17 protein-coding genes are annotated in these 17285 nt (G+C 69.5%); 12 read left to right on the top strand and 5 right to left on the bottom strand.

Annotated features, from left to right (window positions below):
* Positions 1-42: 42 nt before the first annotated feature.
* The 3 genes from pgl to zwf are packed head-to-tail and all read right to left on the bottom strand — an operon-like array spanning position 43 to position 3199.
* The gene (pgl, locus tag GGR66_RS13425) at positions 43-762 is read right to left on the bottom strand and encodes a 6-phosphogluconolactonase (RefSeq protein ID WP_048488905.1); all 720 of its coding nucleotides are present in this window, start codon (positions 760-762) and stop codon (positions 43-45) included.
* Entirely contained in the window at positions 759-1766 is a 1008-nt protein-coding gene (glk, locus tag GGR66_RS13420) for a glucokinase (protein WP_184448571.1), read from the bottom strand. Before glk ends, pgl begins: the two co-directional genes overlap by 4 nt.
* The gene (gene zwf, locus GGR66_RS13415) at positions 1763-3199 is read right to left on the bottom strand and encodes a glucose-6-phosphate dehydrogenase (protein WP_184448570.1); all 1437 of its coding nucleotides are present in this window, start codon (positions 3197-3199) and stop codon (positions 1763-1765) included. The genes glk and zwf overlap by 4 nt, the downstream gene beginning before the upstream one ends.
* Before the next feature lie 432 nt (positions 3200-3631).
* On the opposite strand from zwf, the gene ugpC reads away from it, so the two are divergent.
* Positions 3632-4750, top strand: coding sequence for a sn-glycerol-3-phosphate ABC transporter ATP-binding protein UgpC (ugpC, locus tag GGR66_RS13410; RefSeq protein WP_184448569.1), 1119 nt, complete (start codon positions 3632-3634; stop codon positions 4748-4750).
* A gap of 24 nt (positions 4751-4774) precedes the next feature.
* Here the strand turns inward: ugpC and GGR66_RS13405 are convergent, their stop codons facing one another.
* Positions 4775-5647 (bottom strand): folate-binding protein, encoded by an 873-nt coding sequence (locus GGR66_RS13405; protein WP_326521008.1) that lies wholly within the window; start codon positions 5645-5647, stop codon positions 4775-4777.
* Between GGR66_RS13405 and GGR66_RS21205 the strand changes: the two genes are divergently transcribed.
* From GGR66_RS21205 to lolD, 9 genes are all read left to right on the top strand, one after another.
* Complete coding sequence (locus GGR66_RS21205; RefSeq protein WP_255421690.1) at positions 5549-5857, top strand: DUF1674 domain-containing protein; 309 nt, start codon at positions 5549-5551, stop codon at positions 5855-5857. The two genes, GGR66_RS13405 and GGR66_RS21205, sit on opposite strands and share 99 nt — an antisense overlap.
* A 60-nt stretch (positions 5858-5917) precedes the next feature.
* On the top strand, positions 5918-6310 hold the full coding sequence (gene sdhC, locus GGR66_RS13395; protein ID WP_160965089.1) for a succinate dehydrogenase, cytochrome b556 subunit: 393 nt from the start codon (positions 5918-5920) through the stop codon (positions 6308-6310).
* Entirely contained in the window at positions 6307-6693 is a 387-nt protein-coding gene (sdhD, locus tag GGR66_RS13390; protein WP_160965087.1) for a succinate dehydrogenase, hydrophobic membrane anchor protein, read from the top strand. The genes sdhC and sdhD overlap by 4 nt, the downstream gene beginning before the upstream one ends.
* Positions 6694-6722: 29 nt before the next feature.
* Complete coding sequence (gene sdhA, locus GGR66_RS13385; RefSeq protein ID WP_160965085.1) at positions 6723-8513, top strand: succinate dehydrogenase flavoprotein subunit; 1791 nt, start codon at positions 6723-6725, stop codon at positions 8511-8513.
* 106 nt (positions 8514-8619) lie between these two features.
* Complete coding sequence (locus GGR66_RS13380) at positions 8620-9402, top strand: succinate dehydrogenase iron-sulfur subunit (protein WP_010342653.1); 783 nt, start codon at positions 8620-8622, stop codon at positions 9400-9402.
* A gap of 127 nt (positions 9403-9529) precedes the next feature.
* Positions 9530-9778 carry a succinate dehydrogenase assembly factor 2 gene (locus GGR66_RS13375; RefSeq protein WP_184448567.1) on the top strand — a complete coding sequence of 83 codons (249 nt, stop codon included), beginning with the start codon at positions 9530-9532 and terminating at the stop codon, positions 9776-9778.
* Entirely contained in the window at positions 9729-10181 is a 453-nt protein-coding gene (locus GGR66_RS13370) for a hypothetical protein (RefSeq protein ID WP_184448566.1), read from the top strand. The genes GGR66_RS13375 and GGR66_RS13370 overlap by 50 nt, the downstream gene beginning before the upstream one ends.
* Before the next feature lie 23 nt (positions 10182-10204).
* Positions 10205-11449, top strand: a complete 1245-nt coding sequence (locus tag GGR66_RS13365; protein ID WP_160965081.1) for a lipoprotein-releasing ABC transporter permease subunit — start codon at positions 10205-10207, stop codon at positions 11447-11449.
* A 16-nt stretch (positions 11450-11465) separates the two neighbouring features.
* On the top strand, positions 11466-12194 hold the full coding sequence (lolD, locus tag GGR66_RS13360) for a lipoprotein-releasing ABC transporter ATP-binding protein LolD (RefSeq protein ID WP_184448565.1): 729 nt from the start codon (positions 11466-11468) through the stop codon (positions 12192-12194).
* A gap of 652 nt (positions 12195-12846) precedes the next feature.
* Here the strand turns inward: lolD and GGR66_RS13355 are convergent.
* The gene (locus GGR66_RS13355) at positions 12847-13911 is read right to left on the bottom strand and encodes an SDR family oxidoreductase (protein WP_184448564.1); all 1065 of its coding nucleotides are present in this window, start codon (positions 13909-13911) and stop codon (positions 12847-12849) included.
* Between the two features lie 324 nt (positions 13912-14235).
* Here GGR66_RS13355 and GGR66_RS13350 point away from each other — a divergent pair, with 324 nt between their 5' ends.
* Positions 14236-16719, top strand: coding sequence for a DNA internalization-related competence protein ComEC/Rec2 (locus tag GGR66_RS13350; RefSeq protein ID WP_184448747.1), 2484 nt, complete (start codon positions 14236-14238; stop codon positions 16717-16719).
* Positions 16613-17281 (top strand): MotA/TolQ/ExbB proton channel family protein, encoded by a 669-nt coding sequence (locus GGR66_RS13345; protein ID WP_184448563.1) that lies wholly within the window; start codon positions 16613-16615, stop codon positions 17279-17281. The genes GGR66_RS13350 and GGR66_RS13345 overlap by 107 nt, the downstream gene beginning before the upstream one ends.
* Positions 17282-17285 lie beyond the last annotated feature (4 nt).

The following is a 17285-nucleotide window of genomic DNA, read 5'->3' as shown; positions in this document are numbered from 1 at the left end:
CGGCCGTTGCCAATCCCCAATCCCGACTCTCCACTCCCGGCCTCACTCGCACCAATGCACGCGCAGGCGCGCACCGGGCGTATCGAAGGCGACGCGAATCGGATACTCGTGCGGATCGGTGCCGGCCAGCGCACGTTCCAGCACCTCCAGCTTCTGCTTGCCGCGCAACAGCAGCATGCGCTGGCCGATCGGCGCCAGGCCGGCCGGGGTCAGGGTGATGCGCAGCGGCCAGGTGTTGGCGCCGGGGCAGCCGGTGGCGTCGAGCGCGGCGTAGGGCAGCGGGTTGGTCAGGGCCTTGTTCAAATCGGTGGCGCCGGGGAACAGCGAGGCGGTGTGGCCGTCGCCGCCCATGCCCAGCACCGCCATGCATGCGGCCGGGGCGTGCTGCGCATGCAGGTTGGCCGCGTGCACGCAGTCCTGCAGCGGCTTGCCGACCCGCACCAGCGGCTCGAACCGCGCGTCCTCGGTGCGATCCAGCAGGCTGTGCCGGATCAGGTAGGCATTGCTGTCGCTGTCCTGCGGCGAGAGCCAGCGCTCGTCGACCAGGCCGACCTCCAGCTTGGACCAGTCCAGCGGCAGCTCGGCCAGCGCCTGGTACACCGGCGCCGGGGTGGTACCGCCGGACAGCAGCAGGCGCGCGCCGCCGCGGCGCTGGATCTCCTCGCGCAGCGCGGTGCCGATCTCGGCCGCCGCCGCGTCGATCCATTCATCCGGATCGTCGTAGCGGATCAGCGTGATGCGGTCGGACAGCGTGGGGCTCATGCAATGACTCCTGGGGATTGCCGCGCGGCGTCCACCGCGTAGGCGGCGGCGCCGAGCAGGCCGGGACGGGGGTGGATCACCGCCAGCGACGGCACCCGCGCCATGATCGACGAAAACCGGCCCTTGTGCTCGAAGCGCTGGCGGAACCCGGAATGCTGGATCGCGTCGAGCATCTTCGGCACCAGCCCGCCGGTCAGGAACACGCCGTCCCAGGCGCCCTGCATCAGCACCAGGTCGCCGGCGATGGCGCCGAACACGGCGCAGAACACGTCCACCGTGCGCATCGCCCGGTAGTCGCCCTGCGCGGCGCGCGCGGTGATGTCTTCCGGCTGCAGCGGACCCGGGTCGTCGCCGGCGATCTCGCTGAGCGCGCGGTGGATGTTGACCAGGCCGGGGCCGCAGATCAGGCGCTCGTTGGAAACGCGGCCGAACTGCTGCGAGAGCAGTTCCAGGATGCGGATCTCCTCGGGCGTGCCCGGTGGGAAGCTGACGTGACCACCCTCGGTCTCCAGCGGGAAGCAGCGCCCGCCGCGCACCAGCAGGCCGCCCACGCCCAGGCCGGTGCCGGGGCCGATCACGCCGTAGTTGCGCGGCACCTCGATCGGCGAGGGCGTCCAGCTGGCGCCGCCGACCTGGACCACGTCCTGCGGCCGCAGCAGGCTGATCGCCATCGCCTGCGCGGCGAAGTCGTTGATCAGGTGCAGTTCGTCGAAGCCGAGCATGGCGCGGGTACGCGCCCGCGAGATCACCCACGGATGGTTGGTGATGCGCGCCTCGTCGCCATCGACGCGGCCGGCGACCGCGAAGGTGCCGCTGCGCGCGTCCACCCCGGTCTGTTCCAGGTAGTGCCGGGCGGCGTCGCCCAGCGACGGGAACTCCACCACCGAGTAGGTCTGGGTGCTGTCGTCGAGCAGCGGCACCGAGGCGTCGAGATCGGCGAGGGCGAAACGGGCATTGGTGCCGCCGATGTCGGCCACCAGCACCGGGCGTTGCGGCGCGCTCACGGCGTGCCCCGCGGCGCGGCGCCGGACTGGTCGCAGGACACGTAGGCCTGCGCTTCCTCCGGCCCCCAACTGCCGGCCGGGTAGGGCAGCAGCGGCAGTTGCGCCTGCGCCCAGGCGGCGCTGACGCTGTCGATCCAGGCCCAGGCGGCACGCACCTCGTCGTCGCGCACGAACAGCGCGTGGTTGCCGTTGAGCGCGTCGAGCATCAGCCGCTCGTAGGCGATGCGCCGGTGCAGGCCGGTGGGCACCGACAGTTCCAGTTCCAGCTGCTGCAGTTCCAGCGCGCCCCATTCCGGACCGGCCAGGCTGCTCATCAGCCCCAGTTCGATGTTCTCCTGCGGCTGCAGCTGGAAGGTCAGCCGGTTCGGCGCCGCCTGCTGCGCGGCCGGGCGCTCGAACAGCCAGTGGGTGACCGGCTTGAGCGTGACCACCACGCGGGTGGAGCGCTCGGCCAGGCGCTTGCCGGTGCACAGCCGGAACGGCACCCCGGCCCAGCGCCAGTTGTCGATGTAGGCGGTGACCGCGGCGAAGGTTTCCACGTCGCTGCCTTCCGGCGGCTGGTAGGCCTGCGCCGGCTGGCCGTTGATGGTGCCGGCGGTGTAGCGCCCGCGCACGCTGTCGCGGGCGGCATGCTCTGCGCTCAGCGGACGCAGCGCACGCAGCACCTTGACCTTCTCGTCGCGGATACGGTCGGCTTCCAACGACGCCGGCGGCTCCATCGCCACCAGGCACAGCAACTGCAGGATATGGCTCTGCACCATGTCGCGCAGCGCGCCGGAACGCGCGTAGTAGGCGTCACGGCCGTCCACGCCCTCGCTCTCGGCGACCAGGATGTCCACCGACTCGATGTAGGTGCGGTTCCACACCGCTTCCAGCAGCGTGTTGCCGAAACGCAGCGCGATCAGGTTCTGCACCGCGGCCTTGCCCAGGTAGTGGTCAAGGCGGAATACGCGGTCCTCGTCGATCAGCGCGCCGATCGCCTGCACGATTTCGCGGGCGCTGTCCGAATCGTGGCCGATTGGCTTCTCCAGCATCAGCCGGTGCGGCGCGGCCAGCGCCCCGCCCAGGGCCAGGCCCTGGCAGGTGCTGATGTACAGCCCCGGCGGGATCGCGAGATAGCTCACGCAGCGGCGCGCGGTCAGGTCGCGCACCGCGGCGGCCACCGATTCGGCATCGCGCAGGTCCACCGAGCGGTAGTCGATGCGCGCCAGCAGCGCCTGCACGATCGATTCGCCGATCTGCGGCATCGCCGCCTGCAGGCGCGGCTTGAGGAGTTCGTGGAACTTGGCGGTGTCGTGCGGCGACAGCGCCAGCGCGCGGATGCGGAAGTCCTCCGGCAGGAAGCCGTCGTCGAGCATGCGCAGCAACGAGGGGAACAGATAGCGCTGGGCCAGATCGCCGGTGGCGCCGAACAACAGGAAGGTATCGTGCATCGACCGGGTTTCGGTTTCGGGTGACATGGTGTCGATCACCTGGGGGCTAGGAGTGACGTGGCGTGGGGAAGCGGACGGCGGGAACGGCCTGTATCCGGCCGGTTCGGGCGAAAGCGTGACGCGGAAAGGCCGCCAGACGGGAACGCACGATCCAGGAGATGAATACGACTGCCAGACCTCTGAGCATACCTCTCCCATGCCGCGTGCTGCAGGCCGGATAACGACGGCGCGCCGGATCGGCGGCTGGCGGATCGCATTGCGTGCCCTCCCAGGCTCGATGTTGCCCCGTGAAAACGGTTACATGGCAGAATACCGCATCGCGATCCATTGTTGCCTGCGCGCTGGCACGATGCGACCCGCATTCGTATGCACTGCCTTCGGGAGGGACCGGCGGCAGCCCGTTCCTCACTGCCGGAAACCGGATACCGCACCATGGCGAAAGTACAACTGGACAACATCCGCAAGGTCTACGACAACGGCCAGGTCGCCGTGCACGGGGCCAGCTTCGAAGTGGCCGACGGCGAACTGATGGTGCTGGTCGGGCCGTCGGGCTGCGGCAAGTCCACGCTGCTGCGGATGATCGCCGGCCTGGAAGAGATCAGCGGCGGCGAGCTGCGCATCGGCGAGCGCGTGGTCAACGACGTGGCGCCCAAGGACCGCGACATCGCCATGGTGTTCCAGAGCTATGCGCTGTACCCGCACATGACCGTGGCCGAGAACCTGGCGTTCGGGCTCAAGCTGCGCGGCGAGAGCAAGGAGGTCATCCGCCAGCGGGTGGCCGCCGCCGCCGACACCCTGGGCCTGACCCCGATGCTGGACAAGCTGCCGCGCGCCATGTCCGGCGGCCAGCGCCAGCGCGTGGCGCTGGGCCGCGCGCTGGTGCGCGAGCCGGCGGTGTTCCTGCTCGACGAGCCGCTGTCCAACCTGGACGCCAAGCTGCGCCACTCGGTGCGCACCGAGATCGCGCAGCTGCACCGCAAGCTCGGCACCACCATGATCTACGTCACCCACGACCAGGTCGAGGCGATGACCCTGGGCCAGCGCATCGTCGTGCTCAAGGACGGGCTGATCCAGCAGATCGACACGCCGATGGCACTGTACGACCGCCCGGCCAACCTGTTCGTGGCCGGTTTCCTCGGCAGCCCGGCGATGAACGTGCTGCGCGGGCGGCTGGTGGAGGAGGGTGGCCTGCACCTGCAGTTGCAGGACGGCGGGCGGGTGCCGCTGCCGGGTGCGCAGATCGCGCCGCAGTGGCTGGGCCGGGAGCTGGCGATCGGCGTGCGGCCGGAGCACCTGCAGCCGAGCGAGGAGGCGCAGGCGGGCTTCGAGGCCACCATCGAGGTGATCGAGCCGGTCGGCAACGAGATCTTCGTCAATCTCAGCCACGGCGCGCAGCCGCTGGTGATGCGGGTGGCGCCGCGTGCGCTGCCGGGCCTGGGCGAGCGCCTGCGAGTGGTGGTGCGCGGCGACGCGCTGCACTTCTTCGACGCCGAGAGCGGCGTGCGCCTGGAGAGCCGGGATTCGGGAATCGGGAATCGGGAATCGCAGTAGCAACAGCGCGAAGCGCCGGCGCGCTCAGCGCGCCAGGCCGTCGACCAGGGGCTGCCAGTGCGCCGGATGGCCCTCGACCTCCAGCCCGGTCGGCGGTGCGTCCTCCAACGGCAGGACCGCCAGCGCCAGGGTGCCGGCGACGCTGACCACGCTGCCGAACGGCTGGCCGTCGCGCAGCACCGCTGCGTCGATCGCGACGGCGTCCTTCAGCTCCAGCAACTGCGCCGCGCGCTTGGCCTTGCCCAGGAAATGAGTGCGGGCGACGATTTCCTGGCCGGGGTAGCAGCCCTTCTTGACGCTGAAGGCGTGCAGACGGTCCAGGCCCAGTTGCTGCGGCGTCCACTGTTCGCGCTGGCTCGGCGCAAGCCGGACCAGGCCCAGGCGCAGGTCGGCCGCGCGCCAGGCCTGCGTCAGTCCCGGGTCGGCCGCCGGCGCATCCGCCACCGCTGCCGGCACCAGGCGCAGCGTGCGCGGCAGGTCGTCGCCGCCCATGTCCAGTTCGATCACGCCGGCCTCATCGTGCGCCGACGTCGCGCCCCGGGCCTGGTCCGGTAGGCTCGGACGACCGAAAGCAAGCAGCGTGTCCTCGACGGTGAGGCGCAGCTTGCGCCGGAACACGAAGCGGCCCAGCGCTGTCGCCAACTCCTCGGCGCCGCCATCGGGCAGCAGCATCAGCAAGGCGTCGTCGGCCTGGCGCAGCAGCGCGAACACCGCGATCACCCGGCCCTTGGCGGTGAGCCAGGCGTTCCACTGCCACTGGCCCGCCGCCAGCGCCTGCACGTCGTTGGCGAACTGGGCATGCGCGAAGGCCACTGCATCCGGACCGCGCAATGCGACGTATTGCAGGTGTGGCAAGGCGGAAAAACCGCCGAAATCGAGATTCAGGTTGTCAGGCACGAGAGGGGAGGACTAAAATTGACGAGTTGTGAGACCCGCATGATAGGCCAACCAACCCCCACACCCGAGTCCGATCCCGAAACGCAGCGGCCCGCCGAGGACACCCCTCCGCAGACCCCGCCTGCGCCGCGGGAGATCGGCGGACGCGGCGGCCTCGAGCCGACGCGCTACGGCGACTGGGAGAAAAACGGACGCTGCATCGATTTTTGAGCAGCTTTGAGCCAACGCGGCCTTAAGCACGCCGCCCAGCCGAGACAACGAGCCAAGCGCATGGCGACCCGCGAACGTCCTCTTTCCCCCCATCTGCAGGTCTATCGCTGGCAGATCCAGATGGTCACGTCGATCCTGCACCGTGCCACCGGCATCGTGCTGTCGCTCGGCGCGCTGATCATCGCCGCCGCACTGCTGGTGCTGATGCTCGGCCCGGCGTCCTGGAACTGCTTCCGCGGCATGGCCGGCGCCTGGTACGGGCAGGTGTTCCTGTTCGCCTGGAGCTGGGCCTTCGCCTACCACCTGTGCAACGGCCTGCGCCACATCGTGCAGGACTTCGGCCACGGCTTCAGCATCCCCGCGTTCGTGCGCAGCAGCTGGATGTCGGTGATCGCCAGCCTGGTGATCGTGGCGCTGATCTGGGCCTACGTCCTCAACGGAGCCGCCGCATGAGCCGCTACCGCACCCCTCTGAAGAACGTCCGCGGCCTGGGCGCGGCCAAGTCCGGCACCGAACATTTCGTGCTGCAGCGGCTCACCGCCACCGCGCTGGTCGGCCTGGCCGTGTGGTTCCTGGTGTTCGTGCTGAGCCTGCTCGGCGCCGACTACGTCACCGCCACCGAGGCCGTGGCCAAGCCGTGGAACGCGGTGCTCCTGGTCGGCTTCCTGATCGCGATGTTCTGGCATGCGCAGATCGGCCTGCAGGTCATCCTCGAAGATTACGTGCACAACTCGCTGCTGGCCCTGGCGCTGCAGACCACGGTGAAGTTCGTCGCCGTGCTCGGCGCGATCGTCGGTGTATTCGCGGTCGCCCGCATCGCCCTGGGCAGCGCCTGATCGGCGCCCGGAACAGGAATTCAAAGTAGATGTCCGCTTACAAGATCACCGAACACAAGTACGACATGGTCGTGGTCGGCGCCGGCGGCGCCGGCCTGCGCGCGACCTTCGGCCTGGCCGCAAAGGGCCTGCAGACGGTCTGCCTGACCAAGGTCTTCCCGACCCGTTCGCACACCGTGGCCGCGCAGGGCGGCATCTCCGCCGCGCTCGGCAACATGGGCGAGGACGACTGGCGCTACCACTTCTACGACACCATCAAGGGCTCGGACTGGCTGGGCGACCAGGACGCCATCGAGTACATGTGCCGCGAGGCGATTCCGGCGATCATCGAGCTGGAGCACTACGGCGTGCCGTTCAGCCGCACCGAGGACGGCAAGATCTACCAGCGTCCGTTCGGCGGCATGACCACCAAGTACGGCGAAGGCCCGTCCGCGCAGCGCACCTGCGCCGCCGCCGACCGTACCGGTCACGCCATGCTGCATACGCTGTACCAGCAGTCGCTGGCGCACAACGCGCGCTTCATGATCGAGTACTTCGCGCTCGACCTGATCTTCGACGAAGAGGGCGTGTGCCGCGGCGTGCTCGCCCTGGACATGGCCGAAGGCTCGCTGCACCTGTTCCGCGCCCACGGCGTGGTGCTGGCCACCGGCGGCTACGGCCGCGCCTACTTCAGCGCCACCTCGGCGCATACCTGCACCGGCGACGGCGGCGGCCTGGTGATGCGCGCCGGCCTGCCGATGCAGGACATGGAGTTCGTGCAGTTCCACCCGACCGGCATCTACGGCGCCGGCTGCCTGATCACCGAAGGCGTGCGTGGCGAAGGCGGCATCCTGCGCAACAGCGGCGGCGAGCGCTTCATGGAGCGCTACGCGCCGCACTACAAGGACCTGGCCTCGCGCGACGTGGTGTCGCGTTCGATGACCATCGAGATCCGCGAAGGCCGCGGCGTCGGCGAGCACAAGGACCACATCCTGCTCGACCTGACCCACCTCGGCCCGGGCGTGATCGACGAGAAGCTGCCCGGCATCGCCGAGAGCGCGCGCATCTTCGCCGGCGTCGACGTGCACAAGCAGCCGATCCCGGTGATCCCGACCGTGCACTACAACATGGGCGGCATCCCCACCAACTACCACGGCGAAGTGGTGCGCAAGGACGGCGACAACCCGGATTCGGTGGTGCCGGGCCTGTACGCCATCGGCGAGGCCGCCTGCGTGTCGGTGCACGGCGCCAACCGCCTGGGCTCCAACTCGCTGCTGGACCTGGTGGTGTTCGGCCGCGCGGTGGCCAACCGCTGCGCCGAGACGATCAAGACCGGCGCACCGCACAAGGGCCTGCCGGGCGATGCCTGCGACAAGGCGCTGGGCCTGCTGGACAAGCTGCGCAACGCCAACGGCGGCACCCCGACCTCGGTGATCCGCGACAAGATGCAGCGCACCATGCAGTCCGACGCGGCGGTGTTCCGCACCAGCAAGACGCTGAAGGAAGGCGTGGACAAAATGGCCGACATCTTCGCCAGCTTCGAAGACGTCAAGGTCTCCGACCGCTCGCTGGTGTGGAATTCCGACCTGATCGAGACCTACGAGCTGAACAACCTGCTGCTCAACGCAGTGGCGACGATCAACTCGGCCGAACAGCGCAAGGAAAGCCGCGGCGCCCACGCCCACGAGGATTTCCCCGACCGCGACGACGTCAACTGGCAGAAGCACACGCTGGTCACCGTCGACGACAAGGGCCAGTGCAGCTTCGACTATCGCCCGGTGCACATGTACACGCTCAGCAGCGACGTGGACGTGGTGCCGCCGAAGCCGCGCGTTTACTGACCAAAGCCGGGATTGGGGAGTGGTGATTCGGGATTCGAAACATGCTTCGTTTCCTGCTCTCGCCCGAATCTCCAATCCCTAATCCCCAATCCCGGATTTAAAAGCCATGGCAGAGTTCACCCTCCCCAAGAATTCCAAGATCGGCAAGGGCAAGCACTTTCCCGCCAAGGGCGCGAAGAATGTGCGGACCTTCAAGGTCTACCGGTGGAATCCGGACGACGACAGCAACCCGCGGACCGACACCTACGAGGTGGATCTGGACGCGTGCGGCCCGATGGTTCTGGACGCGCTGATCAAGATCAAGAACGAGATCGACCCAACCCTGACCTTCCGCCGCTCGTGCCGCGAAGGCATCTGCGGGTCGTGCGCGATGAACATCGACGGCACCAACACGCTGGCCTGCACCAAGGCGATCGCCGACTGCGGCAAGAAGGAAGTGCCGATCTACCCGCTGCCGCACATGAGCGTGGTCAAGGATCTGGTGCCGGACCTGACCCACTTCTACGCGCAGTACGCCTCGATCAAGCCGTGGATCCGCACCCAGACCCCGCCGCCGCCGGATCGCGAGCGGCTGCAGTCGCCGGAAGACCGCAAGAAGCTCGATGGCCTGTACGAGTGCATCCTGTGCGCTTGCTGCTCGACCAGCTGCCCGAGCTACTGGTGGAACGGCGAGCGTTACCTAGGCCCGGCGATCCTGCTGCAGGCCTACCGCTGGATCATCGATTCGCGCGACGAGGACACCGGTGCGCGCCTGGACGATCTGGAAGATCCGTTCAAGCTGTACCGCTGCCACACCATCATGAACTGCGCGCGGACCTGCCCGAAGGGGCTGAACCCGGCGCTGGCGATCGCCGAGATCAAGAAGCTGATGATGGCGCGCCGCGCCTGATCGCAGCGGCGAACGTTCCAAACGGCGGGCCTGCCCGCCGACCGCGCGGCACCGGCTTTCGGGTTCGGTGCCGCGTTCGTTTTCGGCGGCGGCCATGCGGCGCTGCCCCCAGGCAAGGGCGCATGCGATGGACGAGACCACCGAACTGAAGAAGCTGCGCTGGCGCTGCCGGCGCGGCATGCGCGAACTGGACCAGCTGTTCGGCCGCTACCTGGACCGGCGCTGGGCGCATGCGTCCGAGGACGAGCGCGGGGTTTTCCTATACCTGCTCGATTGCGAGGACGATAAGTTGTGGCGCTGGTTCATGGGCTACGAGGCCTGTCCCGATGCACGCGCCGCCGATCTCATCGCCTCCATCCGCGCCATGCCGGCTTGACTGGCGCCCCTCGCGCTGGCTGCTGGCCGCGCTGACCCTGCTCGGCACGCTGGCGCCGCTGTCGCTGCTCGGCTCCGACCTGCCGCCGCGCCTGGCTTGGCCGGCGGCCGCGCTGGCGCTGCTGTACGCGGCGTGGCTACTGCGCCGTGAGGCCCGGCGCGCGCCGCGCACGCTGCTGCTGCCCACCGGTGCCGGTGCGCCCAGCGTCGACGGCGTGGCGGTGACCGAGCTGCAGGTCGCCTGGCGCGGACCGCTGGCATTCGTGCGCTGGCGCGACGCGCAGGGGCGCACGCAGCGCCTGGCGTGGTGGCCGGACACGCTGCCGGCGGCGGCACGACGTGAACTGCGTCTGGCCGCTTCGGCCCTTGCCGCTTCGTCTGCGCCGCCGCAAATGGCACCATAGCGCTCCCTGGATGGTGGCTGCGCATGTTCAAACCCTTACCCGTGGCCATCGGCCTGCGCTATCTGCGCGCCAAGCGCCGCAACAACTTCATCTCCTTCATCTCCATGGCCTCGATCCTCGGCATCGCCCTGGGCGTGACCGTGCTGATCACCACCCTGGCGGTGATGAGCGGCTTCCAGAAGGAGATCCGCGATCGCCTGCTGCAGATGGCCGCGCACGCCACGGTCAGCGCGCAGGGCGCGCCGATGGAGGACTGGCAGCACGCGGTGGACGTGGCCATGCGCGACAAGCGCGTCGCCGGCGCCGCGCCCTACGTCGAGGAAGAGGCATTGCTCACCGGCCAGCGCAACCAGCCGGCGATCGTCCGCGGCATCCTGCCCAAGGAAGAGGCCAAGGTCTCGGTGCTGGCGCAGAAGATGAAGCAGGGCTCGGTCGACAGCCTGACCCCCGGTTCCTACAACATCCTGCTCGGCCAGGAGCTGGCGCTGTGGCTGGGCGTGGGCGTCGGCGACAAGGTCGTGGTGATGCTGGGCGAGCCGCAGGCCAGCCCGATGGGCATGGTGCCGCGCTACAAGCGCTTCACCGTCAGCGGCATCTTCGAGGCCGGCTACAACGAAATCGACCGCGGCCTGGCGGTGACCAGCATGCCCGACCTGCAGCGCGTGCTGCGCATGGGCGACGGCGTCACCGGCGTGCGCCTGCGGCTGTACGACATGGACCAGGCCTGGAACGTGGCGCGCGACCTGGCGCTGAACCTGCACGGCCCGTACATGGTCAGCGACTGGACCCGCGAGAACGCCAACCTGTACCAGTCGCTGAAGATGGAAAAGACGGTGATGGGCATCCTGCTGTCGCTGATCATCGCGATGGGCGCGTTCAACCTGGTGTCCTCGCAGGTGATGCTGGTGACCGACAAGCAGGCCGACATCGCCATCCTGCGCACGCTGGGGCTTAGCCCGGGCGGGGTGATGCAGGTGTTCATGGTGCAGGGCACGCTGATCGGCGTGATCGGCACCGTCGCCGGCGTGATCGGCGGCATCGTGCTGACGCTCAACCTGGAGCGGATCCTGGCCGGCATCGAGGCGGTGTTCAACATCAAGCTGCTGCCGGAGGACGTCTACTACATCACCGGCCTGCCGACCGACATGCAGCCGCACGACGTCATGGTGATCACCATCGTGGCCTTGCTGATGAGCTTCCTGGCCACGCTGTACCCGGCCTGGCGCGCGGCGCGCACGCAGCCGGCGGAGGCGCTGCGCTATGAATGAGGGCCGGGAATCGGGAATGGGAAATCGGGAATCGGGAATGCAGAAGCCACAAGCGGACGCGGCGATCCGTGCCGAAGGCCTGGCCAAGACCTACGCCGAAGGCAAGATGCGCACGCCGGTGTTCGACGGCCTGGAGTTGAGCGTGGCGGCGGGCGAGACCGTGGCCATCGTCGGCGCTTCCGGTGCCGGCAAGAGCACCTTGCTGCACCTGCTTGGCGGTCTGGACGTGCCGACCTCGGGTGAGGTCTATGTGGCCGGCCAGCGTATGTCGGCGCTGACCGATGCGGCGCGCGGGCAGTTGCGCAACCGCTCGCTGGGTTTCGTCTACCAGTTCCATCACCTGCTGCCGGAGTTCACCGCGCTGGAGAACGTGATGATGCCGGTGCTGCTGGGCGGCGCGCCAATACAGGACGCCGATGCGCGCGCACGCGCGCTGCTGGAATCGGTGGGCCTGGGCCACCGCCTGGAGCACAAGCCGGGCGAACTGTCCGGCGGCGAGCGTCAGCGCGCCGCGGTGGCGCGCGCGCTGGTCAATCGCCCGGCCTGCGTGCTCGGCGACGAGCCGACCGGCAACCTGGACGACAAGACCGCGGCCAACGTGTTCGCGCTGATGCTCGAACTCAACCGCGCGCAAGGTACCAGCCTGGTCCTGGTCACCCACGACCGCAGCCTGGCACGCAAGCTGGACCGCGTGCTGGAGCTGCACCAGGGCAAGCTGCGCGAACTGGCGCCTGCGGACGTTTGAGGGCGCGGTGGCGGCCGCATGTGCCGCCGCGTCGAGCATTGTCGGGCCACGATCGCGGCCTGAGGGTCGTGAGCCGCTGAAGCCCGTTGCATGCGGGGCCAGGCGTGACAGCCTGGTTTGCTGTGCGCCAGCGGTCACGACAAGAGCAGTGTCCCGCTACCCGATGCAGTGCGCGTCGGGACTGAAGTCCCTCCCACAGTGCATATCGCCGCTTCGCCGAGCAGTGGAGCGACGTCAGGCGCGACGAACGAGGCAGCAAGTCGCAGCGGCTTCAGTGCATCTGCCGACGCCGAAGATCCTCGGGCAGGCGAAGCACTTCTAGCGCAAGCGGCCCTCAGGAGCGGCTTCAGCCGCGAAGGAGCATCACCGGTAGAGCCCGTCGCGGCTGAAAGCCGCTCCTATACGTGGTCCCATGTAGGAGCGGCTTCAGCCGCGACGAACGAAGCCGGGTAGGTAGCCGGCCTTGGTTGCTGTCGGCGCCTAAAAACTTCGCACAGCATGCCCAGCAAACGCGTCGCCACGGCAATGCGGCGCATGTCCATACAACGCCATACAACGGCGATCGTCCTGGAGCACGTCGCGTGCCCCATAAACGGCAACCTTTGGAGTGCCGTTTCCCACTGCTTCGGCGCTCCTGATCAGACTGCGCCCCTCAGGGAATCAACCGCTGCGCGCGCATTCGCGTGAACAGTTCCAGGAACGAGGCGCGGCTGTCGTAGTAGCCGAAGAAGCCCAGGTCGCGGCTCTTGGTCATGTCGTTGACGCACTCGATCTCGCGGCCGAGGTCGGCATCGGTGTGCCACCACGACGCGAGTTGGTTCACGTCCGCCTGGACCAACCCATGTTGTTCGGCGATCTCGCGCCACAGTGCCGGTGCGGTGTCCTGCAGGCGCGGTTGCAGCGGCATCGGCGTGTCGGGATAGGGGGCAGGTTCCAGGCCGAAGAACGCGGCAATTTCGCCCCACATCCAGCGCCAGCGGAACACGTCGCCGTTGACCGTGTTGAAGGCCTGGTTGCGTGCGGCCGGGCTGGTCGCGGCCCAGGCCAGCTGGCGGCCGAGCAGGCCGGCGTCGGTGAGGTCGGTGAGGCTGTCCCACTGCGCGCGCGAGCCGGGGAACACGAACGGCTGGCCAGTGTGCTTGCACAGCGTCGCATACACCGCCAGGGTCACGCCCATGTTCATCGCATTGCTGCCGTTGGCCTGGCCGATCATGGTGTGCGAGCGATGCACGCTCCAGCCGAAGCCATGGCGCGCGGCGGCGTCGAACAGCAGGTCTTCCAGCGTGTAATAGAAATTCTCGCCCGGCTGCCGCGGTTCGCTCTCGCGGAACGGCGTCTCCGCCTTGCCGCTGCCGTAGTGCTCGAACGAGCCCAGGTAGTGCTTGGTGCCGGTGACCAGCGCCATGTGCTGCAGTGTGGCGCCGTCCAGGCCCTCGCACAGATGCCGCAGCATCGCGCCGTTGGCGGCGACGTTCTCCTTCTCGGTGTCGCGCCGCGTCCAGGTGCAGAAGAACACGTGGGTGATCGGCAACCCGCGCAGCGCGGCGATGGTGGCCTCGCGATCGAGCAGGTCGGCCGCCACCGGGATCACGCCTTCCTGCGGCACCGGGCGGCGTGCCAGCCCATAGACGGTCCAGCCATCGGCAACCAGCACGTTGGCGAGGTTGTAGCCTGAGATGCCAGTGACTCCGACGATCAGTGCGATGCCCTTGCGCATGCGCGAACTCCTTACGACGTGGGGTATCGCACCATAGGCGCGGGGCGATGAAGCTGCGGCGAACTGCGCCAGGACTGTGACGCGGCGCGCGCCTGCGTGTTAGGCAAATTCTGACGAGGTGTCCCGGGGTAGACCGATGGTCCGCGGCGAGAGGCGATGCGACGCTGGCGTTGCGATCGCGATGGTGTCGCGCGATGCGCATCTCGTGCGGCGGCATGTCGCTGCTTTCGATCCGTCGAGGCCAAGGAGGGCAAGCACATGCAAGCGTCTGCAGACAGCGTGCTGCGCCAGGACGCCGCTGTTCCCGACTCGCGCTGGCCGGTAATGGCGCCGTTCGGTCCTGCGGTCGCCGCCAGCCTTGCCGCAGGCGTGCTGGCCGCGCTGTGGCTGCCGCGCCTGCTTCCCTGGCCGCTGGCCTTGGCGATCTTGCTCGCCGGGGCGCTGCTGTACGTGGCGGCGCCGCGCTGGCGCTGGCTGGGGGCATCCGCGATCGGCGCCGGCTGGTTGGCGCTGGTCGCCGGCATGGTGCTGGCGCGGCAGTTGCCGGCCGACTGGGAGAAGCGCGTGGTCGACGTCCGCGGCCAAGTGGTGGAACTGCCGCAGGCCGAAACCCGCCGCACCCGCTTCCTGTTCCGCGTCGACGCCGATGCGGCGCAGCCGGCGCCGTTGCGTGGGCGCCTGTTGCAACTGGCGTGGTACGACGACTTCGGCACGCATCAGGCCGGACCGCGCAGCGCCTTGCGCGCCGGCGCGCGCTGGCAGTTGCAGGTGCGCCTGCGTGCACCGCGCGGCTTGAGCAATCCCGGCGGTTTCGACGCAGAAGCCTATGCGCTGGCGCAGCGGATCAGCGCCAGCGGCTACGTGGTGGCGCCGCACGCGGCAGCGCCACTGGCGCCGGGGCAGGGCATCGATGCCTGGCGTGCGGACATGTCCGCACGCATCCCCGCTGCCGTGCCGCAGGCCTCGGCGCGCTACGTGCAGGCGCTGGCGCTGGGCGACACGCGGCGGCTGGACGATCGCGACTGGCGCATTCTGCGCGCCGCCGGGCTGACCCATCTCATCGCCATTTCCGGCTTCCATGTCGGCCTGGTCGCCGGCGCCTTCGCCTTGCTCGGCGGCGGCGTGTGGCGGCTGTGGCCGCGACTGGGCCGCTATTGGCCGCGACGCCAGGCCGCGGCCGCGCTCGCGTTGCTCGGCGCCGGTGGTTACACGCTGGTGTCGGGCATGGCCCTGCCGACCGTGCGCACTGCGTTGATGATCGCGGTGGTGGTGGCGGCACGGCTGTGGCGGCGGCCAGTGCGGGTCGCCGACGCGCTGGCGCTGGCGGCGATCGCCATGCTGCTCTGCGACCCGCTGGCGGTGCTCTCGGCCGGCTTCTGGCTGAGCTTCCTCGGCGTCGCCTGGCTGGCTTGGTGCATGCCCGACGCCGGGCGCGGCTGGCGCGAGACGCTGCGCAGTTTCCTCACCGCGCAGGGCGTGGCGACGGTCGGCCTGCTACCGGTGAGCACGATGCTGTTCGGGCAGGCCTCGCTGGTCGGGCCACTGGCGAATTTACTGGCGATTCCGTGGTGGAGCCTGGTGGTGGTGCCGCTGGCGCTGCTCGGGACCGCGCTGGAGGCGCTGCATGCCGGCGCTGGGGCCTGGCTGTGGCGCCTGGCCGCGGCCTGCTTCGACCTGACCTGGCCGCTGTTTGTGGCCCTGGGCGAGAGCCGCTTCGCACTGCGCTGGCTGCCGGAGGCGCGCGACTGGGCGCTGCCGCTGGCCCTGCTGGGCGCGTTCTGGCTGCTGTTGCCGCGCGGGGTGCCGGGCAAGCCGCTGGCGGCGCTGCTGTGGTTGCCCTTGCTGTATCCGCCGCTGGAGCGGCCGCGGCCGGGCGAGGTCGATCTGGTGATGTTCGACGTGGGGCAGGGGCTGTCGTTGCTGGTGCGCACGGCCAACCACCAATTGCTGTACGACACCGGGCCAGCGGTGGAGGACGGCTACGACGCCGGCGAGCGCGTGGTGGTGCCGGCGCTGCATGCGCTCGGCGTGGCGCGGCTGGATCGCGCGGTGATCAGCCATGCCGACAACGATCACGCCGGCGGTCTCGCCGCGGTGCGTGCGGCGCTGCCGATCGGCCTGGTCCAGGCACCGGCCGGCGCGCCGTTGCCGGTGGGCCGGGCCTGCGTGGCCGGGAGCGCCTGGGAATGGGATGGGGTGCGTTTCCGGTTCCTGCATCCGGCGCCGCACTTTCCCTATCTGCGCAACGAGTCCAGCTGCGTGCTGCGCGTGGAAACCGCGCATGGCGCGCTGTTGCTGGCCGGCGACATCGGCGACGTGATCGAGCGCAAGCTGCTGCGCGAGGCGCCGCAGGCATTGCGCGCCGACGTGGTGGTGGCGCCGCATCATGGCAGCGCGCATTCCTCGCAGCCGGCCTTCGTCGCCGCCACCGGCGCGCGGCTGGTGCTGGTCTCGGCGGCCTACGGCAACCGCTTCGGCCATCCGCATCCCGGCGTGGTGGCGCGCTGGCAGGCGGCCGGCGCCGAGGTCGCCGGCACGCCGCAGAGTGGTGCGCTGCGCGTGTGGCTGGGGCGCGCCGGCCTGCAACTGCGCGAACGGCGGCCCTGGCGGGCGCGGTTGTGGGATGCGGCGGAGCGGGCGCGGGCGGCTGCTATCCTATCGGCCAGTGAACGAACGGCCGAGCGTGCCGGAGGGTTGCGACGTGTGGGAACTGGTCAAGGCCGGTGGCTGGCCGATGGTGCCATTGCTGCTGTTGGGCGTGGTCGCGCTGGCGATCGTCCTGGAGCGGTTCTGGAGCCTGCGCCGTAGCGAGGTGCTGCCACCGGGACTCGGCCAGGAAGTGCGCAACTGGGCCACGCGCGGCAAGCTCGACCCCACCCACATCGAATCGTTGCGGCGCAATTCGCCGCTGGGCGCGCTGCTCGCCGCCGGCCTGGACGTGCGCAACCGCCCGCGCGAGATCGTGCGCGAGCGCATCGAGGACACCGGCCGGCACGTCGTGCACCGCATGGAGCGTTACCTGAACGCGTTGGGCACGGTCGCATCGGCCGGGCCGCTGCTGGGCCTGCTCGGCACCGTGGTCGGCATGATTCAGATGTTCCTGGGCATCCTCGACCACGGCCTGGGCGACGTGAACCAGCTCGCCGGCGGCATCGGCAAGGCGCTGGTGTGCACCGCCACCGGCATGATCATCGCGGTGCCGGCGCTGATCTTCCATCGCCATTTCAAGAGCCGCATCGCCGGCTACGTGATCGAGATGGAGCAGGAAGCCACCGCGCTGACCGACGCGCTGGACGGCCACGGCCGTGCCGCTGCGCCGGCCGCACCGGCACGCGGCGCCGCGTCGAACGCCGCGGCGGCCAAGGGCTGAGCCG

The organism is Xanthomonas sp. 3498 (genome assembly GCF_014199795.1).
GTDB lineage: Bacteria > Pseudomonadota > Gammaproteobacteria > Xanthomonadales > Xanthomonadaceae > Xanthomonas_A > Xanthomonas_A rydalmerensis.
The sequence above is the reverse complement of the archived record's forward strand: the minus strand, read 5'-3'. Positions and strand labels throughout refer to the sequence as shown.